This is a genomic window from Photobacterium sp. 270122K, assembly GCF_059941365.1.
The window spans coordinates 107243-128494 of the sequence record NZ_JBPOEN010000006.1 but is presented as its reverse complement, the minus strand read 5'-3'; the positions used below and the strand labels follow the sequence as shown (position 1 = coordinate 128494).

17 protein-coding genes and 2 tRNA genes are annotated in these 21252 nt (G+C 45.7%); 18 read left to right on the top strand and 1 reads right to left on the bottom strand.

Annotation, left to right across the window (positions count from 1 at the left end):
- Positions 1-79 precede the first annotated feature (79 nt).
- Together ACSF8W_RS12505 and ACSF8W_RS12500 are read left to right on the top strand one after the other, a co-directional pair.
- Positions 80-1117: an FUSC family protein gene (locus ACSF8W_RS12505; protein ID WP_500847656.1), complete on the top strand. Its 1038-nt coding sequence runs from the start codon at positions 80-82 to the stop codon at positions 1115-1117.
- A gap of 210 nt (positions 1118-1327) precedes the next feature.
- Positions 1328-2314: an HAD family hydrolase gene (locus tag ACSF8W_RS12500; RefSeq protein WP_500847655.1), complete on the top strand. Its 987-nt coding sequence runs from the start codon at positions 1328-1330 to the stop codon at positions 2312-2314.
- A 116-nt stretch (positions 2315-2430) separates the two neighbouring features.
- On the opposite strand, the gene ACSF8W_RS12495 is transcribed toward ACSF8W_RS12500, so the two are convergent.
- On the bottom strand, positions 2431-3555 hold the full coding sequence (locus ACSF8W_RS12495) for a M14 family metallopeptidase (RefSeq protein WP_500847654.1): 1125 nt from the start codon (positions 3553-3555) through the stop codon (positions 2431-2433).
- A gap of 391 nt (positions 3556-3946) precedes the next feature.
- Here ACSF8W_RS12495 and ACSF8W_RS12490 point away from each other — a divergent pair.
- From ACSF8W_RS12490 to ACSF8W_RS12415, 16 genes are all read left to right on the top strand, one after another.
- Positions 3947-4037 (top strand) — tRNA-Ser (locus ACSF8W_RS12490).
- Positions 4038-4077: 40 nt separating this feature from the next.
- Positions 4078-4154, top strand: a tRNA-Asp gene (locus ACSF8W_RS12485).
- 555 nt (positions 4155-4709) lie between these two features.
- Positions 4710-6053, top strand: coding sequence for a hypothetical protein (locus tag ACSF8W_RS12480; RefSeq protein WP_500847653.1), 1344 nt, complete (start codon positions 4710-4712; stop codon positions 6051-6053).
- A 345-nt stretch (positions 6054-6398) separates the two neighbouring features.
- Positions 6399-7037, top strand: coding sequence for an imm11 family protein (locus ACSF8W_RS12475; protein ID WP_500847652.1), 639 nt, complete (start codon positions 6399-6401; stop codon positions 7035-7037).
- 212 nt (positions 7038-7249) lie between these two features.
- The gene (locus ACSF8W_RS12470; protein WP_500847651.1) at positions 7250-7768 is read left to right on the top strand and encodes a DUF6985 domain-containing protein; all 519 of its coding nucleotides are present in this window, start codon (positions 7250-7252) and stop codon (positions 7766-7768) included.
- A 489-nt stretch (positions 7769-8257) separates the two neighbouring features.
- Complete coding sequence (locus ACSF8W_RS12465; protein WP_500847650.1) at positions 8258-9109, top strand: class II fructose-bisphosphate aldolase; 852 nt, start codon at positions 8258-8260, stop codon at positions 9107-9109.
- 6 nt (positions 9110-9115) lie between these two features.
- Entirely contained in the window at positions 9116-10135 is a 1020-nt protein-coding gene (locus tag ACSF8W_RS12460; RefSeq protein WP_500847649.1) for an aldose 1-epimerase family protein, read from the top strand.
- Positions 10129-10641, top strand: coding sequence for a D-lyxose/D-mannose family sugar isomerase (locus ACSF8W_RS12455; RefSeq protein WP_500847648.1), 513 nt, complete (start codon positions 10129-10131; stop codon positions 10639-10641). Before ACSF8W_RS12460 ends, ACSF8W_RS12455 begins: the two co-directional genes overlap by 7 nt.
- 2 nt (positions 10642-10643) lie before the next feature.
- Positions 10644-12086, top strand: coding sequence for a xylulokinase (gene xylB, locus ACSF8W_RS12450; protein WP_500847647.1), 1443 nt, complete (start codon positions 10644-10646; stop codon positions 12084-12086).
- A 55-nt stretch (positions 12087-12141) separates the two neighbouring features.
- Positions 12142-13608, top strand: coding sequence for a glucose-specific PTS transporter subunit IIBC (gene ptsG, locus ACSF8W_RS12445; protein WP_500847646.1), 1467 nt, complete (start codon positions 12142-12144; stop codon positions 13606-13608).
- 187 nt (positions 13609-13795) lie between these two features.
- Positions 13796-14785 (top strand): LacI family DNA-binding transcriptional regulator, encoded by a 990-nt coding sequence (locus tag ACSF8W_RS12440; RefSeq protein WP_500847645.1) that lies wholly within the window; start codon positions 13796-13798, stop codon positions 14783-14785.
- Between the two features lie 534 nt (positions 14786-15319).
- Positions 15320-17767 (top strand): DmsA/YnfE/YnfF family dimethyl sulfoxide reductase, encoded by a 2448-nt coding sequence (locus tag ACSF8W_RS12435; RefSeq protein WP_500847644.1) that lies wholly within the window; start codon positions 15320-15322, stop codon positions 17765-17767.
- On the top strand, positions 17767-18396 hold the full coding sequence (locus ACSF8W_RS12430; RefSeq protein WP_500847643.1) for a DMSO/selenate family reductase complex B subunit: 630 nt from the start codon (positions 17767-17769) through the stop codon (positions 18394-18396). The genes ACSF8W_RS12435 and ACSF8W_RS12430 overlap by 1 nt, the downstream gene beginning before the upstream one ends.
- Positions 18396-19244, top strand: coding sequence for a dimethyl sulfoxide reductase anchor subunit family protein (locus ACSF8W_RS12425; RefSeq protein ID WP_500847642.1), 849 nt, complete (start codon positions 18396-18398; stop codon positions 19242-19244). Before ACSF8W_RS12430 ends, ACSF8W_RS12425 begins: the two co-directional genes overlap by 1 nt.
- 118 nt (positions 19245-19362) lie before the next feature.
- On the top strand, positions 19363-19986 hold the full coding sequence (locus ACSF8W_RS12420) for a TorD/DmsD family molecular chaperone (RefSeq protein ID WP_500847641.1): 624 nt from the start codon (positions 19363-19365) through the stop codon (positions 19984-19986).
- The gene (locus ACSF8W_RS12415) at positions 19973-20497 is read left to right on the top strand and encodes a 4Fe-4S binding protein (protein ID WP_500847640.1); all 525 of its coding nucleotides are present in this window, start codon (positions 19973-19975) and stop codon (positions 20495-20497) included. The genes ACSF8W_RS12420 and ACSF8W_RS12415 overlap by 14 nt, the downstream gene beginning before the upstream one ends.
- Positions 20498-21252 lie beyond the last annotated feature (755 nt).

Below are 21252 nucleotides of genomic sequence, written 5' to 3'. Positions count from 1 at the left end.
ATATTGCAGTAAGAATGTGATGAAAATCACAGTTCATTTTGTATGATGATTGCAGTTTTCCACTAAAAAGCGTCATGCCATGCGCCATTACCAACATTTTGCTCTGAAGTATTACCGTTTTTTGTATGTTTTTCGGGTGTTTACTGCCCTTAGCCTGATACAGGTGATCATTTGGCTCTTCAATGTGCCTTACGGGACGTGGGCGTTGATCACCGCCGTGACCGTGATGGGGACCATCCCCTTTATCGGTGGCGTTCTGTCAAAAGCCAAACAGCGGATATGGGGTACCGTGATAGGTGCGGCCTTAGGCTTGTCGTTGTACCTGATCCCGTCGCAATGGAACTGGTTGCACCATGGCATGTTTTTAGGGCTGACGCTGGTGGCCATGTACTGTACCCAGAAGAAGTACGCGTATGCCTCATTGGTCGTCGCCATTACCATTGTGGTGGTCGCAGGGGGCGGGCCGGAAGATTTCGATGCCGCGCTGTGGCGTACGGTGAATGTGCTGTGGGCGGGCATTGTCGCGATTCTATGTAGTATCTATGTCTTTCCATCCCGCGCGACCGATCACTTCTTTGATTTGGTCAGTCAGTTTCTCGCCCAAAGCGGGCAGTTCTACCATCAGCATAATCAAGCCCTTTCAAGGGGCACGTTTGATCCGCTGCAAACACAAGCATTGGCACAGTTGCTGGATCAACAGCAAGAGCTGTTGCCGCACGCCATTAAAGAAGCGGGCCATAACAAGCAGGTGATCATCAATACGTTGCTGATTGAAAAGCGGATGTACACCATGATCGACACGTTAGTGAGTACCTCGTGGGATACCCAGCAGGGGCAAGAAAAAATCAGTGACATGCCCTGCCTGACACAAGCCAAAGAGCAGTTGGCCCGTCGCTTTGCGCGCCTGAGCCGGCAGATCACCCGCAAGGCCATTACGCCTATCCATAAAAACGAGATCATTATTTTACACTTGGTGCCTCAACGCGCCCCGCATGATCAGGATGACATCAGCGACGTCAGTTATTTTGGTTACTTGTGGCTGAACCGTGAATTGGCGCGTCAGTTTTCTACCTTGAGCCAGACGTTATGTAAGCTATTCCGCTATCAGGGGCAATAGACAGAGGCGAAGGGGATCGTTCTTTTTGTCGTAAGAAAAAGCCAGTTCCGGCGGTTAACCGGGCTGGCTTTTTTATTTGCTGCCATACTTTCCATTACCGCCTGATGAACAGAGCAAAGGATATCGCGGTGGCTGGCATCATGGAGGAAGGCGGCATAAAAGGGGACGTTAACCGACCCAAGACAATATGTTGATTTGAGGGGAGTGCCAATGAAGGGTTTATCTATTCTGTCTGGTGTGATGCTGTGTGGGTTTTCATCTGTGAGCATGGCCGCAGATGGCTGTGGTTCATCGGTTTTACCGTCATGGAAAGACGGTGAGAGTAAAACCGCGATCCTCGACTTTGTGAAACAGACCACCAATAAAGAGGCGGAGACTTTCGTGGCGGTGGAAGACAGAATTGCGGTGTTTGATAACGACGGCACCTTGTGGTCTGAAAAGCCGTATTACTTTCAGTTGGCCTTTGCTTTTGATCAGATCAAAGCCATGGCGAAAGATCACCCGAAGTGGAAAACCGAAGCGCCGTTTAAATATGTGCTCAATGATGATCTCAAAGGTTTGTTTGCGGGCGGCGTAAAAGCCTTATTGCCGATCATTCAGGCCACACACTCGGGCATGACGGTGGAAGCCTACCAAGAGACGGTGGCGAAGTGGTTGGAAGCGGCCAAAGATCCACGCTTTAACAAGGCTTATATCGATCTCACGTATAAACCGATGAAAGAAATGTTGGCCTTCCTGCAAGACAACGACTTTAAAACCTACATCGTGTCTGGTGGTGGTGTTGACTTCATGCGGGTATGGGCGCCACAAGCCTACAACATCCCCGATGAGCAGATCATCGGCAGTGCCTTTAAATACAAATATGCGTTCAATAATGGCAAGCCCACTATTACCAAGCTGGGTGAGATCCTGACCATTGATGATAAAGCAGGAAAACCAGAAAACATTGCCTACATCATTGGTAAAAAGCCCATTTTGGCGGTGGGGAACTCTGACGGTGACCAAGCGATGATGCAATGGGCAACCAGTCAACCGAATGCGATGGCGATGATTGTGCATCATACCGATGAAGCGCGAGAGTGGAAGTATGACCGCAAATCCGATGTTGGCCGTTTGGACAAGGCGCTCGATGAGGCGAACAAGCGGGATAACTGGCACCTGATCGACATGAAAAATGCATGGTGTGAAGTGTTCTGATTCGCCCCGTTGTACGCTGGAATGAAAGCGCACAACGGGGATAAAAAGCATGAAAGCAAACCGGAATAGCCTTCACTATTCCGGTTTTTTTATGTGTATTTTTTTTCGCTGAACCGTTAAATTTTATCGACCACAGCCCACACGCCCGCCAGCAGATCTTGCCCGTACGCCACACTGCGCTCCGGCGACCAGCCGTAAAACTCATCAGGATGGGCAATGTGATCTTTAAACGGCATCTCCACCGTGTAGGACAAGCACTTGAACTCCTGCGCCACCCAATTCGTCGCAACGGTCAGGTTCGCCGTGCCCGGTACATTTTTCTCGTAACCGTGCTCATCCTGAAACTCTGGAGTAATGGTCAGCAGCGCTTGCTTAAAGGCATTCTCCAAGCCTGCCATGCGCTCATCATAGGCTGGCACACCTTCACTGCCCGCCACAAAGTTGTATGGGATTGCTTCATCACCATGAATATCGAGGAACATATCCACGCCGGTCTGCAACATGCGTTCACGGACGAAAAAGACTTCAGGGCTGCGCTCTAACGACGGACTTTGCCATTCGCGGTTAAGGTTCACCCCAATGGCATTGGTGCGCAGGTGACCACGAATACTGCCGTCTGGGTTCATGTTCGGCACAATGTGGAACACGGCTTTATCCAGCAGCGCACGGCCAACGGTATCTGTCGCATCCAGCAGGCGTTGTAACAGGCCTTCAATGCACCATTCCGCCATGGTTTCCCCTGGGTGCTGACGGCCGATGATCCAGATATTTTTCTTGCCGTCAGCGGGCTCACCAATGGTCAGCAGGCTGATGTCGTGGTTATCCAGTGTGGCGCCCAGCGTTTCCAATTGGCAATGAAAATGGGTCTGCGCCTGATGCAGCAAGTCTAAATGACGGTCGTACGGGTAGGGGGCAAAGTAGGCGAAATACATCGACCCGAATTCCGGGATCACGGTGAAGGTCAGGGTATCACCATCAAACTTGGCCGGAATGCGGAACCATTCTTCACGATCATAAGACGCCACCACATCGTAATCTTTCCAGCCTTCCGGATAAGCCGAGGTGGACAGATTCAACAGGGAAAAGTGGTGAGAGACATCCGGTTGGCTTTCAAGGCGGAAATGGAACCATTGGGCAAAATCGGACTGGTTGTCGGCCGGAATGGTCAGTTGAATATCATCTGGGCTGTCGGCATGCACAATGTGGATATTGCCGCTTTCAAAATTGCTGAAAATTTTCATAATGGCCTTTCTGTCAGTACGTTATTGATGATTACGCTAGCGCAATATGCTGACGTCAGCGAGCACTAAAAGTGCTTACTATGATCCCGTTATAAATACGTGATCATTTATCTGCGGTTGATCATAAGCATAGCGTGAATGCTTCCTCTGGGAGCGACAGTGAACACACATGACTCAGCCTGTCCTCATTCTTGTTATGACGAGCGGTATTTGAGGCGAAAAAGCGCCTGTATTTGGCGTGATTATTCTGTCTAAAAGCGCGAATTCTCGTGGTTTTTGTTAGGGAAGGGTAGAAAGCGTGTAAAATCACACCAAAATTGCTGATATTATAAGCAGTTGAACTTTCTGTACTTTACATCACCGCTGTTGTTTCGTATTATCGCCGCACTCAGGAGAGATGGCTGAGTGGTTTAAAGCACCGGTCTTGAAAACCGGCGTGGGTTTATAGCCCACCTAGGGTTCAAATCCCTATCTCTCCGCCACATTCTAGAAATCGGGTTTAACTGGGTTTCATAAAGAATTGGAGCGGTAGTTCAGTTGGTTAGAATACCGGCCTGTCACGCCGGGGGTCGCGGGTTCGAGTCCCGTCCGCTCCGCCAACACAACGAAGGCTCAGTCGAAAGACTGGGCCTTTTTTGTATCTAACGCTCCTGAAAGCCCTTCGGTCTTTTGGGCGCGGCACTGGCAGTGCGCGTTGAGTCCCATCCGCTCCGCCAACACAACGAAGCCTCAGCAGAAATGCTGGGGCTTTTTTGTATGCGTTGGATTTAGCTGTTCGTCCTGCACCTGTTTACCTCACCATTTTCATCAAACATAGATATCCCTCTGAACTCGCCGATAATGCTCTTTACTGAATGAATGGATTCAATAACAATTTGCTGAGTTGACTCTCAAATTCTATTGAGCGTAGAAGCATAACTGTATCGATATGATAGATGTCCAGTATTTAGTGAAAAGTGATAGCTAAGAGGAATTTATAGCTATGTCGATACCTGCGCGGTACTGAGAGAGGCATTCATTTTTCTTTGAAACGGATATGAGGGCGGGTCATTGATGATCAATAACACGTTGATGCATTTAACTATTTGAGCTGGAGAAATGTGGTATATCGTATCTGACATGAGATGGAAACATACTCAGATAAAGGAAGTTAAATGATGGATGACAGTTTTTCTTTTTCAAATAAAATAAAATCAGATTATCTTCACTTACTGGAAGAAAGTTATTCAGCAAAATATGACATAAATCAATATAAAATTGAATTATATAACAAGATAGAAAATAATGGACATAGCTTAAATCGGGATGTTAGATATGCGACAGCACAACTGGAAAATAGAATTAAACTTTCATTTTTTCCAATAGTGATTAATTTTGTCATATGGCTGCTTTTTGGTTTCGACAGTAATATATTCATAGTGTTATTAATAACTGCATTGATGCTTAGTTATGCTATGTGGTGGGTAAATTGTGACAGGGTAGACTGTTATCGTTTTGATAAGGAATACTTGGCAATAAAATCCTATGAAAAATCACCGCATTATGTAGGGCAATTTATATCTGGCATTGGAATTGTTATTTCAGTTGTCTGTGTGTTTGCTGGTTTTATTTTTGGCGAATGGGTGTTATCACTGATTTCTTTGATTTTTTGTTTTAAAGGATTGGTGGTTTATATGATGTTTGGTGCGAAAACGTATACTGTTATTCCGTTCGATTCTATCGTTGCACTTCAATTGAGTTATTCTCAGGATAAATTGAGAGTGATAGAATATGGGATTAGTTGTATTCATGATAAACCTAAGGGTGTTCGTGAAGACATTTGCGGAGAAGTGTTACATTTTCCTGTTGAGCAAGTAATGGCGGTCTTTAATGAGCTAAAAACGTTTTCGAGTAATCATATAGAATTAATTATTGATATCGATAAAAAAGAAAATTATTTTGATGAACATTATTATCAAGTTTTACGTGAAAAGTTTAATAATCAGTATCCAAGGCATGAAACACTGATAGAACGTGATGTTGATGTTGATGTTGATGTTGATGATATAAATAATAGTTTGAATGAATGGGAATTTAATTCTGATTTTGTTAGTGAGATAGAAAAGGTAATAGCGATAAGATTGAGTCAGATAGCCAATGATTTTGATGGTTGTCAGTTAAGGGCGGTCGATATTACTGTTTTCCCCTGGTATAAGAAAATTGAAATGTCTTTCCTGGTTTCAAGTGATGATGTTTCTATTGAGCATGTGAGAGCTTGGGAATATTTTGATTATCGAGGCATGAGTACTGGTGGTTGGGAGGATGCAAGAGCATTAGCGAATGAAGCATATGTGATTTGGAATAAAAAAAAGGATCCTACATCCATTTTTAACGATTTTGGCAGGGCAGCTACCTCAAAGGCTGTCACGAAGGTACTTAACCGGTATAACCTTTCTGCTGATTTCATTATGCAAGTTAAAGATCCAGATGACAGAAACAGCCCGAATTATTGTGAATAATATTGCTGGAGTTTATCCATTTACCGAATGGACAGATGCGGATTTACATTTTCCCCTATCCGAGCGAATATTGATTGATGCTATCTTCTCAAAATTTGAACTTCCTCCGGGTTTTTATCATGGGTGTCATTGTAAAAGTTCATTTTAACTGCGCCTCACTTATATTCACGATTATGTTATACCAGGTGGATAGGGGGTAATGTTAAAAATATTGGGCCGGCTCGCAAAGTTAATCGAACGGCCTGTGAAAATAGAAACCACCTCGGTGAAACTATCACTAATCGAAAAGAAGCTAAGACCATCAGTTGGTCTGGTGGCTGGGTACCCAAAATAGGAGCATAATCAATGAACTTAACCACTGAAGACTTTTTTCTGATAGTTCAAACTGTAAATGATGATAGTAACCTTGTGTTATCACGCACGTTGGACCCTTATGGACTCGATGTATCTACAGATCTCATCCCCTTTGATGGCCGCCCAGTTATTTTTAAGAACATGTTTCATGAAGAAGACAAGAAAAAACACATCGTCCATCGCTACACCAATGCGCATGAAGCTTCTAGCGTACCCATTTTCAGTCGTGAAATATACAAAGAGCTGCGTGGTCTAGAGTATTACACGACCAAGTTTATACCTGCTGTGATCAGGGGGGGGGATGATAAATATGTTGAAAACTATTATGCAGTAAACACGTTTGGTTTTATTGATATATTAGATATCGAGCAATCTGAATATAGCCATAGAGCATTTGATTCAGACGGTAATCTAATGTTAAATAAAATTCCAAATCGAATTAGAAAAATTGTGTTTTCACCGAGTAAAATTAGTGAGGTAAACCCAAAGTATTTGAATATTTTTAAAGTTAAGTACTTGAGTGACAGAGTGTTTGTGAGCAGAGAAGTTAAAGAAATAATAGAAAAACACCCACCGCTTGATATCGGTTTCATTCAGATGTCCACTTGGACCATTGGATCTGAGATGTAGTTATTAATTACCCTCATTACACTGGATCAGAGTTGACTGTGATAAAGGTTTTCTCAGTTATTGTCAGGTTAGATCGTAAGAGATTTACCTCTGAGGCAAAGCACACATTAAAATTTGAATTACCTCCGAACTCATCATTAACGCGCTTTACCTACCACATGCGGTCGATAACAATTCGTTGATTGAAAACAGCATGAATTGAGGTAACGGGAATGAAGGAACCACATTTAGGTCATATGGAAAGTGACAATGCGGGTTCCTATATCAGCGAGCCTGTTTTCGTAGCGTTGTTTAGGCAAGCATTCACCTTTGAACTGAGTCAGTATGAGGGTGACAACGATAGTGATGCTTTCCATCAGGCCATTCATCACTTCATGGCACTGGAACCGTCTGCGTTACAGCAAGCGGAAGCGGCCATTTTTGCCTATTACCAGAAAATAAATGCGTATTTTGAGCCTGACGATGAGTGGTATGTAGATATTCCACAGGCCAGTGATGTGTGGGCGCACATTGAATGGGGAGACAGGATTACCGTGATGCGTCGACCTTACGGTGAGAAAGGTATTTATCTGTTACTGACCGCGTGGTGTGCATGGGAAGAAGAGCACGGTTTACAAATGGTGTTCAAGCATGGAAAAACCATCAATATGATTGGCCCTGTCAGCGGGCATGTAAGCCATGCCGATGCTTTGGGTGATCCCAGTTTGGAAGAGGTGATGTATCCGGCTTAATCTGTTAAGTGAGTATCGATATCTTATATATCCTCCTGTTTTATTCATTGTATTGGTTAATATTATATACCTGCTATGAATGTTGATTGGATGATGTAGTGAGTGATAGCCGTATTTTTATGACTGATTTTTATGGTTAATTTTGTCTAAATATATCATGTGTACAATATAAGCCAGTGGAAATAAGACTGAACTTCAATTGTTATTATTTGTTTTACGATACGGTCATTTAGCATGATGTGAGATTTTCCACATACTACTTCTTACCCGCACCTAAAATCATCTCATCCCTTAAGTGAAAAGAAGATCATTAACTTCTTGATATTAGAGTGTTTGTTTTTTATAAAGAATTTTAATGCGTTAACGTGTTGATTTTAAACGCTGTTATTCGCTAACAGTGTTTTATGTGATTACTTGGTAAGTATCAATTCATGAAATGTCCGATATTAATTCCAACAACAACAAACCACTCAATATTAGGAGTACATCATGGCTTTAGTTACTATGAAATCACTGCTTGAAAAAGCAAAAGTAGGTCGTTACGCAGTTGGTGCATTTAATGCGTGTAATTTGGAAAATGCAATTTGTGTATTTGAGTCAGCTCGTCAAACACAATCTCCTGTCATTATTCAGCTTCATGGTTCAGAAGTTGTATATAGTAAAGGTCAACCTTTGGTTGATGCGATTATTTCTCTTGGTGATCAGTACCGTGAAATTGATTTTGCTATTCACCTAGACCACGGTGCTTCTTTTGAAGAAGCAACCAAGTGTGTACGTATTGGCTTCTCTTCGGTGATGTATGACGGCTCATCACTGCCATTTGAAGAAAACATCGAAATTACCAAGCAAGTGGTACAAATGGCACATGCTGTAGGTGTGACTGTGGAAGGGGAATTGGGCGCTATTGGTAACACGGAGTTTGGTGAAAGCACAGGGCCTGCAACACTGACTGATCCTGTGGAAGCAAAAGAATTCTGTGCGCGCACAGGTATCGACTGCTTAGCAGCCTCGTTTGGCACAGCACATGGTCTCTACAAATCTGACCCTAACCTCGACTTTGAGCGCATCGCAGCATTGTCTGAACTGACAGGTCTACCAATTGTTATGCACGGTGGTACAGGCGTACCAGAAGCGGACATCAAAAAAGCCATTTCTTTGGGTGTGGCCAAAATTAACTTCTCAACCATTTTGCGTAAGTGCTTCATCGATGACATGAAAGCCTACCTGAATGAAAACCCAGATGATCTCATGGTGATGGACATCTTTAACGCCGGTAACAAAGGCATGATCAAAGCTATCGTGAATGCCATCAACATGTGTGGCTCAAACAATAAGATGTAGGAAACCATGATGACCAGTTTTGATTTTGATCGTTTAACACGTAAAGAGCTGATGGCGCGCATTGGCGACATTAGCCAGGTTGCGGGTATTACTCAGAGTACGATTCATGATGGTGAAGGGTATGGAGTAAGGATCTGTGATGTGAAAACGGCGAGCGGGCTACGCTTTACGGTGTTACCTGACCGTTGTATGGATATTTTTGATATTTCCTTTAAAGGAGTACCTCTTTCACCTATCTCCAAAACTGGTCTGAAAAACCCAGAATCTTATGATTCACAAGGTTTTAACTGGTTACGCAATTTCTATTGCGGTCTGTTGACGACCTGTGGTTTGGACCATGTGGGCCCACCGAAGGCAGACAGGGGGTTGCACGGCTTTGCTTCTAATACACGGGCAAAAAATGTGTCGGTTGAGCAAGGGTGGCAAGGTGATCTTTTCACAATGACTGTTTCAGGGACAATCAAGCAAGCGTCCATGTTTGGTGAAAATATCGAATTGAAACGGACTATTTCGCTGAATCATTTGGCGGATTGGATCGAGGTGGAAGATGAGGTTACCAATCTTGCTTTCCATCCGCAGGAAATACAGCTGTTGTACCACATTAACTTCGGTTTTCCGTTACTGGATACATGCAGTGAAATGATCATGCCTAAAACTCTGGCGGTACCGCGAGATGAGGTCGCTCAGCAAAACGCCGCGTTTTCTGGGCAAGTGACCCTGCCGGAAGGTGGTTATCAAGAGCAGGTGTATTTCCATCGTGCGGATGATGGGCCGTTGGTGGAAATGGGGGTCGTTAACCCAGACTTAGGGCTGAAGTTTACCTATCAGTATGAAGACGACAGTTTGCCGTGTATTACGCAATGGAATCAATTTGGTGCAGGCGACTACGTGTTGGGACTGGAATGTGGTACCGCTTTCCCGGCAGGGGAAACGGATCCAATCCCAGCGTATCCAATCTTGGTGTTGGCACCGTTTGAGTCAAAAACACTCAAATTAAAGTTTAAGGTTGAGGAACTAGCATGCTAAGTGAAAGACAAGATCACATGCATCAAATGCTAAGTAATAGTGGTTTGTTTCTTACCCCGGCAGAAGCAAAAAACATTGAGATTGCTGATTTTGGTCTCGATGAATTTGAGTCAACCGGTTTGTATCTCTATACCTATGAGAACAATCACCGTTACTGTGCCAAAGAGCTTTATTTAGATGCTGGACAAACATGCCCAGAGCATCGTCATCCGCCGATCAATGGTCATGATGGCAAGATGGAAACGTTCCGTTGTCGTAAGGGTTTGGTCTATCTGTATGTGGAAGGAGAGCCAACCTCTGTTATTGCAGCGACGTTGCCGAAAGGACGAGAGCAGACCTACACCGTATTTCACCAAATAGTTTTACACCCTGGTGAGCAATACACGATTCCGCATAACACCAAGCATTGGTTTCAGGCGGGACCGGAAGGCGCCATCGTTTCAGAGTTTTCGTCTACATCCAGTGATGAAAACGACGTCTTTACTGATTCAGCAATTACGAGGTAATCATGGGGAAATATATTGGCATTGATGTAGGCACATCGTCCGTTAAAGTGGTGCTCATTGAAGATGGCAAAGTGCTTTGCACGGAATCGAGAGCCTACGCGACCCACTCACCTTGTGATAGTTGGTATGAGCAGTATCCCCGCGATTGGTGGGAAACAACCTCTGACGCCATTCGTTGCATCGCCTCTAACCATTATGGACAGATTGATGCTATTGGCCTGACAGGGCAAATGCACACTGCTGTAATGATCAATGTGATGGGAGAGCCAATATATCCCGCGATCCTCTGGTGTGATGGCCGCTCTGCTAAACAGTCTGATTATATCAATGACCGTGTTGGGCAGAGCGGCATCATCCAACACACTGCTAATGTCAGTATGGCCGGTTTTACCGCATCAAAAGTTTTATGGTTAAGGGAACACCACCCCAAAAAAGCGAAACAAATCCATAAACTAATGATGCCAAAGGACTATATCGCTTATCGCTTAACAGGTGTGGTTGCGACGGACTTTTCCGATGCATCAGGCACGATGTTGTTTAACGTACGTGATAAGCAGTGGTCTGAGCATGTACTCGATACGCTCGAGATTGATCGTTCGGTGTTACCCGATGCCTATTCGAGTCGCACTGTTATTGGAACAGTCTCGCGTTCTGTGGCGAAGCAACTTGCTCTTGGGTGCTCGCCGAAAGTGGTTATTGGCGGTGGTGACAATGCCATGGGGGCGATAGCTTGTGGCGTGGTAGAAGAAGGGATGGCAACGGCATCCATTGGAACATCTGGCGTGATCTTTGCGCCAAAGCGTGAATATCCAAATCCTGGGGATGGTTATCAGCACACTTTCTGTGATGGTACCGGTCAATACCACCAGATGGGGGTCATGCTGAGTGCAGCGAAAAGCTACCAGTGGATAAAAAGTATCGTTAGTCTTAATTATGAGCAACTCAATGTTGAGTTGAGTAAGGCAAATCCTGTTACCACGCCACTTTTTTATCCGTATCTTTCTGGGGAAAGGAACCCTTTTTATAACCCTAATGCAAAAGGTGCATTTTGTGGGTTGGATGCGACGACGACCGTTGGGGAATTGACGAGAGGCGTGATTGAGGGCGTGAGCTTTAGCATGAAGAGCCTTTGGCAAATGATGGGAAGTCCGGACAAGGTAAAACTGACGGGCAGTCCGATCACGCGAAGTATTTGCCCTGAAATTTTTGCTACCGTCTTAAACCGACAGATAGAAGTGATGCCGGAATCTTGTTCTCCTGCATTAGGCGCGGCGATCACGGCAGCAGTGGGCGCAGGGGAATTCTCAACTTTCCAAGAGGCCACTAAAACCTATGTCCCGCAAGGGAGGATTATTACACCTATCACGAGAGACATTGAATTGCTTCAAGTACGATCGGATCAATTCAATCAAAAATTACAACATATAAAAGCGACTTTTGATTAATCCACAGAGTCCTTAAATACCCTACACAACGGACACACTAAACATGGAGTTTGGTATGAAAAAACGAAATTACCTCTCGTTTGATCGTCTGCAAATGATCGGTCGAGCACTGATGACCCCCGTGGCAATATTGCCTGCTGCGGGGCTCTTTCTGGCCATCGGCGCACACTTGGATGTTGCGACCTTGCGTGATGTTGGCGGCATCATTTTGACTAACCTGCCCTTGATCTTTGCGGTCGGGGTTTCAATGGGGTTAAGTAAAAATGAGGGCATTGCCTCGTTAGCGGCGACCATTGCTATGCTGGTTATGTGTATTACCATGTCTAACGTGGTTGGCATTACGCCTGAAATGGCAAAAGCCGGTGGCGCCTATGCCATGGTGTTGGGCATTCCTACTTTGCAAACGGGTGTGTTTGGTGGTTTGGTGGCGGGGGTGATCGGGGCCGTTATGTGTAACCGATTTAAAGATATCGAGTTGCCGCAATACTTGGCTTTCTTTGGGGGGCGGCGCTTTGTACCTATTATTTCGGGGGTCGTTGGTTTCCTCGTAGGCCTTATTTTACCGTTCATTTGGTTACCGATTCAGGGGGGATTAGAGGTGATGTCGGTGTGGGCCAGTCACTCTAACGTTGAAGCGGCTGCTTTCTTGTATGGGTTGATTGAACGTGCGCTTGTACCTTTTGGCCTGCACCACTTATGGAATGTTCCATTCTATTGGGAGTTTGGTACTTACACGACACAAGCTGGTGAAGTGATTAAAGGTGATATTCCTATCTTTCTTGCACAGTTGCAAGATGGGGTGGAAATTACCGCTGGTACTTTCATGGCAGGACGTTTCCCCTTTATGATCTTTGGGTTACCAGCGGCGGCATTAGCGATTTACCATGAAGCGAAACCAAAGAATAAGAAATATGTGGGTGGATTGATGTTCGGTGCCGCTTTTACATGCGCACTAACCGGGGTGACAGAGCCGTTGGAGTTCGCGTTCTTGTTCATCGCTCCGGTGTTGTATGCCATGCATGTCGTGATGTGTGCACTGAGCTTCTGGTTGATGGCGATGTTGGATGTTCATATCGGCCATACTTTTTCTGGTGGACTCATTGATTTCATTCTGTTCGGGGTACTCAATGAAAACAGTTCCGGGTGGATTTATGCGGTTCTGACCGGTTTAGTCATGGTGCCTTTGTATTACTTTGGCTTTCGTTTTGCGATTCACAAGTTTGATCTGAAGACGCCAGGGCGTGAAGGGAGTTCAACCAGTGCGAAAGAGTTGCGTGAAATTACGTCAGAGATTTGTCGTGACATCGTGGATGCACACGGTGGGATCGATAACATGGCGAATATTGATGCGTGCATTACCCGTTTACGCATTACCGTAAGAGATCGCAGTAAAGTAAACATCGATAAAATTAAAGCCATTGGCGCTCATGGTGTGGTGTTCAAAGATGATGGTGTTCAAAGTATCTTTGGGACGAAATCCGATGTGATAGCGACCCGCATCAGAAACCTTTATCAGCAATAAGAACGCCCCTCATAAAATAAAACGTATCGCTGCCTCTGTGCTTTTTTGTACAGAGGTGGTGATGTCGCAATATATGTACATGGAATATGTTTGATTGAACGTCTCAGTTTTTACGTTGTGTGATACGCAAAGCACAAGAGACATGAAATACTTCACATTGCTCTTTGGCTGATGGATCAAGCAATCAATGATAACGATTAAAGATGTAGCTGCGCTCTCTGGGGTATCGATGATGACCGTGAGCCGATTTTTTAATTATCCAGATCAGGTGGCTCAAACGACCCGTGAAAAGATACAAGCCGCCTGCGATAAGGTCGGCTATCTGCACAGTTCGCGTTCGGTGACATTACCGATAGAAAATACCAACCTGTTAGGTGTCGTTGTACCTGATAGCGGCAATCCTTATTTCGCTGAAACATTTAAAGAAATCAATAATCAAGCGATGGGGAAAGGTTTTCAATGCATCCTTATCGACACAGGAAATAGCAAAGAAAGAGAGCTTATCGCAATCAAACGTCTGTTAAGTTACAAAGTGAAAGGAATCTTTCTTTCTCCAATCTTTGAGAACGAGAACTACAAGCCGGAATATCTTTCACAATTGGCAAGTTCAGGTGTGAAGGTAGTGTTTATTGAACAGATTATACAAGGAACGGATTACCCGTTAGTAGAGTTTGATAATGCTTCTAATGCGTATGATCTTACCAAATTGGCAGTTTCAATGGACAGTAATAAACAGTTTTTGATCATTGGTGGCAGTCAACATAGCAGTGTTTCTAATGAGAGGTTACGTGGTGTTGAAGCATTTTTGAAAAGTGTACATATATTTAATTATGATGTGCTGAAAATTGACTTTAATTCACGAGCAGTAAAAAAACACTGCATTGAGTTATTTCAGACTAAGCGTTATTCCTCGATTTTGGCGCTGAATAATTTGATCGCAAAAGGGGCTATCCAGGCGCTTAATTATCACCGTTTAAATTCGATGGTGTTTAGTTTTGACCTTATTCCTGGCGCAGATATCTTTGAATACAGCATCCCTTATGTGAAGCATGACTACCAAGAGGTGGGAGCCTCCGCTTTTAAAATCATGGATGCGATGCTCCATTCAAAAGGACCTTATGCTCAGCGCACTTTGATTGAGGGAGACATTGAACGGGCATTCTCATCTCGCCTGTAGATAAACGGTAGTCAGTATACTTTTGAAAAAATCAGTTATGGTTTGTGTGGGCATATATTTGCTACCACTGAGACCCGAGAAATATCAAATAGGAATGATATTAATTACCATTTAATTGATTTTAATTTTGATTGATGCGCCAGATAACTCCTTTTGTTGAAGTTGATAATGTTTAACTTTATCAGTGATTTAAGTGTTCACTCCGGATTAACTAATAACCATTATCACTATCATCTCCCCATCCGTTAATAATGTATTTATATTTTACGTTATCGTGAAATATTAGATTGCATTCGTTGCGTATTTATTCATTGATACAGGTCAACATCACAAAATCCCTAATCGATAAGGTTGTCGGTAGCGGTAGGGGATTGGTGTGCTACAGCATTGATTCTATTTCGCTTAATTGATGACTTTTCACGGTGTACGAATATGTAAGGCAATATATTGCTACATATAGGGTGTTCCGTGCCTAATTAATAAAGTTATTCATTAAGTGCCTCTGCCTAATTCAATCAGATATTAGGAAAAACCATGAGCCTGAATGGTAAGTTTAAAATAACGCGGCGTGATGCATTAAAAGGCGGCTCGGCACTGGGCGCTTTAGCATTGGCAGGTAATGCGATCTCACTGCCGTTTGCTTCTAAAGCCATGGCGAAAGAAACGCCAGCAAAGCCGGATGAAAAAATTGTCTGGTCTGCCTGTACGGTGAACTGTGGTTCACGTTGTCCATTGCGCATGCACGTGGTGGATGGGGAAATTAAATGGGTAGAAACCGACAACACCGGTGATGATGTGTATAACCACAATCACCAGGTGCGCGCTTGTTTGCGTGGCCGTTCAATGCGCCGCCGTGTTTACTCTCCTGACCGTTTGAAATACCCATTGCTTCGCGTGGGCAAGCGTGGTGAAGGCAAATTTAAGCGCATCACTTGGGATGAGGCTTATGATCTGATTGGTAATAACCTTCAGCGTATTATTAAAGATTACGGTAACGATGCGGTTTACCTGAACTACGGTACCGGTACGCTAGGCGGCACGGTGACCAAGAGTTGGGATCCAAGTGCGACCTTGGTTGCCCGCATGATGAACCTGTGTGGTGGTTACCTGAACCACTATGGTGACTACTCGGCGGCTAACATCGAATGTATGTCAGAGTACTTCTACGGTACATGGGTGGATAACAACTCCATCGATGACATTCAAAATGCCGATTTGTGTTTGATGTTCGGTAACAACCCGGCGGAAACACGTATGTCGGGTGGTGGTCAGGTTCACAACTATGTGGATGCGAAGAACATCAGCCAGACCCGCACCATTTGTATTGACCCGCGTTACACCGACACGGCCGCTGGCCGTGAAGATCAGTGGATCCCAATCAAACACGGTACCGATGCGGCGTTGGTTGCTGCCATTGCCCATGTGTTGATCAGCAAAGACAAAGTCGACCAAGATTTCTTGGATCGCTACTGTGTCGGCTACGACCGCAACACCTTGCCAGCCTCAGCACCGAAAAACGGCAGCTACAAAGATTACATCATGGGTACAGGCCCGGATGGCATCGAGAAAACCCCTGAATGGGCACAGCCAATTACCGGTATTCCAGCCGATGTGATCACCAAACTGGCGATTGAAATCGGTGATGCGAAGCGCATTTACATCACACAGGGCTGGGGCCTACAGCGTTCTGCTAACGGTGAGCAGGCATGTAAAGCCATCATGATGTTGTCGTTGTTGCGTGGTCAGGTTGGCCTGCAAGGTGGCGGTACCGGTGCCCGTGAAGGTAACCATTCTTACCCGTTCCAGCGTTTCCCGAAAGTGCCTAACCCGATCACGGCGTCTATCCCAATGTTCCTGTGGACGGATGCGATTTTCCGTGGCACTGAGATGACCGATTTAACTGACGGCATCAAAGGCGTTAAGCAGCTGAAAAACAATATCAAGTTCATCTGGAACTATGCCGGTAACTGTCTGATCAACCAGCATTCAGAAATCAATCGTACCCACGAAATCCTGCAAGATGAAAAAGCGTGTGAAATGATTGTGGTGATCGACAACCACATGACCTCATCCGCTAAATACGCCGATATCGTGCTGCCAGATTGTACAACGTCAGAGCAATCCGACTTCTGTATGGATGGTGCAGCAGCGTCGATGCCGTACTTCATTTTTGCCAGCCAAGCCATTGAACCGCGTTTCGAGTGTAAGCCGATTTACGAGATCATGTCTGGTGTGGCTAAGCGTATGGGCGTAGAAGAAGCCTTTACCGAAGGTCGTACGCAGGAAGAGTGGCTGCAATGGATGTATGCCGAGACCGTTAAACAGAATAACGATCCGGAACTGCCGTCTTACGATGCCATGCGTCAGCAAGGGATCTACAAGAAGCAGTTTGACCGTCCACACGTGGCGTTTGAAGCTTTCCGTCAAGATCCAGAAGCGAACCCATTGCCATCCCCATCAGGCAAGATTGAAATCTACTCTGAGACACTGGCGAAAATCGGTGAAGAGTGGGAGTTGGATGCGGATGAATCCATCAAACCGTTGCCGGAATACGTGTCGACCTTTAACGGTTGGGATTCCCCGGATCGTAAAGCGTTCCCATTACAGCTAACGGGTTTCCACTACAAAGCCCGCGCGCACTCAACCTACGGTAACGTCGATATCCTGAAAGCCGCTGCACCACAAGAGTTGTGGATCAACCCGGTAGATGCCGCACAGCGCAACATTGATAACGGTGATTTGGTTAGCGTACGCAGCAAGTTCGGTGAACTGCATGTGCGCGTTAAAGTGACACCGCGCATCATGCCGCACGTGGTCGGTCTGGGTGAAGGTGCCTGGTATACGCCGAACGGTAAAGGCATTGACCAAGCTGGTTCCATCAACGTATTGACCACGCAACGTCCGAGTCCGCTGGCGAAATCGAATCCGAGCCATACCAACCTCGTTGAAGTGACACTAATTAAGAAAATGGGGACGAAATAATGAGCAGCGCGAAGCAGTATGGCTTTTATATCGATTCAAGTAAGTGTACCGGCTGCAAAACGTGTCAGCTTTCGTGCAAAGACAATAAAGATTTAGGCGTCGATCGTAACTTCCGCCGTGTGTACGAGTACGTGGGCGGCAACTGGACCGAGCAAGACGGCGCTTTCCGTCAAAACGTGTTTGCGTACTACTTGTCTATTTCCTGTAACCACTGTTCAAATCCGGCGTGTACCAAAGTGTGCCCATCGGGGGCGATGCACAAGCGTGAAGAAGACGGCTTTGTGGTTGTCGATGAAAGCGTGTGTATCGGCTGTAAGTCATGTCACATGGCGTGTCCTTACGGTGCGCCGCAATACAGCGAAGAAAAGGGTCACATGACCAAATGTGATGGCTGTTACGAGCGCGTAGCAGAAGGGTTGATGCCAATTTGTGTCGACAGCTGTCCGTTGCGTGCCATTGAGTTTGGTCCGATTGACGAGCTGCGCGCGAAATACGGCAGCAATGCCGATGTAGCACCGCTGCCGGATTCCCGCATTACCAGCCCGAACCTGATTGTGAAGCTTAATCCGAATGGCCGTCCGTCAAACGATCGCACTGGCTTCCTGCAGAACCCACGAGAGGTGAAATAATGTTATACGAAGGACCCTTAGTCGCCTTTACGGTTCTGGCTCAAACCGCTGTCGGTGCACATTTGACAGTCAACCTGTTTGACCGTTTTAAGAAGCCGGGTGTAGCAGATGCGCGCCTGTACATTGCCCGTTTTGCCATTTTGGTATTCATGGGTGTGGGCTTTTTGTTCTCGACCACCCACTTGGGCAGCCCGCTGCGTGCGTTCAATGCGTTAAACCGTGTGGGTAGCGCTGCGCTGTCCAATGAGATCTTAACCGGGGCGGGCTTCCTGTCGCTGGCGGGTTTGTACTGGCTGATGTCTGTCATGAAAATCGGCAACGACAGCGTGCGCAAAGTGGTGAACCTGCTATCTGTTGCGGTGGGCGTGGTGTTCATGTTCGCCATGGCCAAAGTGTATCTGATCCAAACCGTGCCGGCGTGGTTTACCCCAATGACCACTTTGGCCTTCTGGTTCACGGTACTGACCTCGGGCGTGCTGTTTGGTTACACCTTGCTGACCGTCTTAGATATCACCGTGGAATCGGTTAACCGTCGCCTGATGTGGACGGGTCTGACACTGATTGGCTTGAATGTGGCGTTCGTGGTGATGCACGTGCTGTATTTCGCGGGGATCTCTACTGCGATCCACAGTGGTCTGGCACAAATCACACAACTATCAGGTTATGTGGCGGGTCATGTGCTGTTGCTGGTGGCTGCCGGTGCCTTGTGGCGTTACGCAGAACTGTTTGCTCAAACACCGCGTCAGAAAAACCGTCTGGTTGTGGTGGCATTTATCGTGCTGTTTGTGGCAGACCTGCTGGGCCGAAATGTGTTTTACGGCATGCACTTCACGTCCGGCTTGTACTGATCAGCTCTGATCATGATATCCCGTGGGGCGGCGCGTTCGCCCCACGTCTTGTCATTACTGCCACGAGTTTTCTGACTCCCTCATCACTCTACGCTTTCCCCATTATCAAAGGTTCGCTATGCAACTGTCCCAACTTGAACAACAAGACATGAGTACGGTACTGAAACTGTTCGGTGCCCTGTTTTACTATGCGCCTAAAGATTACGACGCTGCGAATGTGACGGCGCTATTACAACTGCAACAGCAACATGTTGACTCGCCGGTCGCTGAATTGAATGCCCTGCTAAAGGCCTTTCAACAGACGGAACGTGCGGCGCTTCAACAAGAGCATGATCGCTTGTTTGCCGGGCTAGGGGAGATGCCGGCACCACCGTGGGGATCGGCGTACATCGACAAAGAAGCGGTGTTGTTTGGTGAATCGACCATCGTGTATCGCCATTTCTTACAGCAGTGCGGTTTTGTGTTGGATTCCGACATGCGTGAGCCGGAAGATCAAATCGGTTTGATGCTGATGGTCTTGGGAATGTTGCTGGAAGCAGAACGCAACGATCGCGCTAAGATCCTGTTGGCTGAACATTTGATGCCGTGGTTTGATCATTTTCATCAGCGTTTTCATGCGGCCACGACCGTTAATGCTTATCGCATGTTGTCTGAGACGACTGCTGCATTGTTACAGGCGCTGTGTGCCCGCGACGGCATTGTCGTTGCACTAAAACGAGATTACCGTGATGTCGAGTACTGAGACCATTGATCACAGCAAACGCCGCCTGTTCACCCGTTGGCGTGCGGCGGCGACATCTTCTTCTGCGCCAGAAATTCTGGCGTCAGAAAAACTATCCCGTCAGGCGGCGCGTCCGCCTTTTGCGGTGGATGAATCGTTGTTTTTACGCTTGTGTGATGGATGTGGCCTGTGCGCTTCGGCGTGTCCAAGCCAGATCATCACAATGGAGAAAGGCGTCGCGGCGATTGATATCAGTTATGCCGCGTGCGATCTGTGTGGGCGGTGTCAGCAAGCGTGCCCTACCTTGGCACTGGCTGAGCAAACGGCGCATACCGGCTTGGTCGCGACCATTGCGAACAGCTGTGAAAATATGTATGGATTTTGCGACAGTTGCGAGAGCAGTTGTCCCTACGGCGCACTGGTGTGGCAAGAGGATGCGAAACCGCGTATCGATACAGCATTATGCAAAGGCTGTGGTCAGTGTGCGCAGTCTTGTTATAACAGCATGATCAGTTTTCAATTAATGAGCTAATCCAATGAGCTAAGGTAATGACCTAAAGTCTTTACCTGATTTTTAGGGATGTAGTGTTTATTTTCATTACAGGGACTGTTTTTCTTTTTTGCTAGTCCTATTTGTTGGCCCCTTTTTCGAGTGTCATTTTTATCGCTATCGTTTGTGTATGATGAATTATCGACGCTCATAATAAAGCAGTATGCGTGAACATATTCTGCATGGTCACTGTGAAGGTATAACGGTTATTTTGAAAGTATAACGGTGACTTTTACGGATTCTTTGTCGTTTTGACTGTTTATTGTCGCTGTTTTTATCACCGATTTTTATTATCTGTCCTCTTCTTTGTCCCTTCTTTTCCCCGCTTATTGGCACTTCATTAACTATTCATTTCTTCCGCTGTCGTTCGCAAGAATACGTCTCATTAACGCATAAAAATGCTAAAAACGTATAAAAATACAAAGTTAGATTGAAGTTTTATGTGTTTGTCCTTGCTGTACGCAGGACTAAGATGGCCGACAAGAGTGATATTGACGATCCTATCAGTTGATATTTTGTGCATTTTCAGAGAGATATTTTTAAAATTTGAGTGATGAAAATTAAGGGACACACCTTAGCCATCTCGACCTTATTTGAGGTCGTGCGCTGATGTGTATTTTTATGAGTGTGAGTGCATGGTAACTCACCAGCGAATTTATTGCTGTTCACTTTCGTCATGCCGCGATTATTCAATTCGTGATTATTCATCCGTATTCAATCAAGGCATGGTGGTGAAC

Excerpts from the sequence above, each read along its gene's own strand:
- xylB (WP_500847647.1), top strand. The coding sequence starts at position 10,644 with ATGGGGAAATATATTGGCATTGATGTAGGCACATCGTCCGTTAAAGTG.
- ACSF8W_RS12495 (WP_500847654.1), bottom strand. The coding sequence starts at position 3,555 with ATGAAAATTTTCAGCAATTTTGAAAGCGGCAATATCCACATTGTGCAT.
- ACSF8W_RS12415 (WP_500847640.1), top strand. The coding sequence starts at position 19,973 with ATGTCGAGTACTGAGACCATTGATCACAGCAAACGCCGCCTGTTCACC.
- ACSF8W_RS12435 (WP_500847644.1), top strand. The coding sequence starts at position 15,320 with ATGAGCCTGAATGGTAAGTTTAAAATAACGCGGCGTGATGCATTAAAA.
- ACSF8W_RS12505 (WP_500847656.1), top strand. The coding sequence starts at position 80 with ATGCGCCATTACCAACATTTTGCTCTGAAGTATTACCGTTTTTTGTAT.
- ACSF8W_RS12420 (WP_500847641.1), top strand. The coding sequence starts at position 19,363 with ATGCAACTGTCCCAACTTGAACAACAAGACATGAGTACGGTACTGAAA.
- ptsG (WP_500847646.1), top strand. The coding sequence starts at position 12,142 with ATGAAAAAACGAAATTACCTCTCGTTTGATCGTCTGCAAATGATCGGT.
- ACSF8W_RS12460 (WP_500847649.1), top strand. The coding sequence starts at position 9,116 with ATGATGACCAGTTTTGATTTTGATCGTTTAACACGTAAAGAGCTGATG.
- ACSF8W_RS12500 (WP_500847655.1), top strand. The coding sequence starts at position 1,328 with ATGAAGGGTTTATCTATTCTGTCTGGTGTGATGCTGTGTGGGTTTTCA.
- ACSF8W_RS12425 (WP_500847642.1), top strand. The coding sequence starts at position 18,396 with ATGTTATACGAAGGACCCTTAGTCGCCTTTACGGTTCTGGCTCAAACC.
- ACSF8W_RS12430 (WP_500847643.1), top strand. The coding sequence starts at position 17,767 with ATGAGCAGCGCGAAGCAGTATGGCTTTTATATCGATTCAAGTAAGTGT.
- ACSF8W_RS12440 (WP_500847645.1), top strand. The coding sequence starts at position 13,796 with ATGATAACGATTAAAGATGTAGCTGCGCTCTCTGGGGTATCGATGATG.
- ACSF8W_RS12480 (WP_500847653.1), top strand. The coding sequence starts at position 4,710 with ATGATGGATGACAGTTTTTCTTTTTCAAATAAAATAAAATCAGATTAT.
- ACSF8W_RS12470 (WP_500847651.1), top strand. The coding sequence starts at position 7,250 with ATGAAGGAACCACATTTAGGTCATATGGAAAGTGACAATGCGGGTTCC.
- ACSF8W_RS12465 (WP_500847650.1), top strand. The coding sequence starts at position 8,258 with ATGGCTTTAGTTACTATGAAATCACTGCTTGAAAAAGCAAAAGTAGGT.
- ACSF8W_RS12455 (WP_500847648.1), top strand. The coding sequence starts at position 10,129 with ATGCTAAGTGAAAGACAAGATCACATGCATCAAATGCTAAGTAATAGT.
- ACSF8W_RS12475 (WP_500847652.1), top strand. The coding sequence starts at position 6,399 with ATGAACTTAACCACTGAAGACTTTTTTCTGATAGTTCAAACTGTAAAT.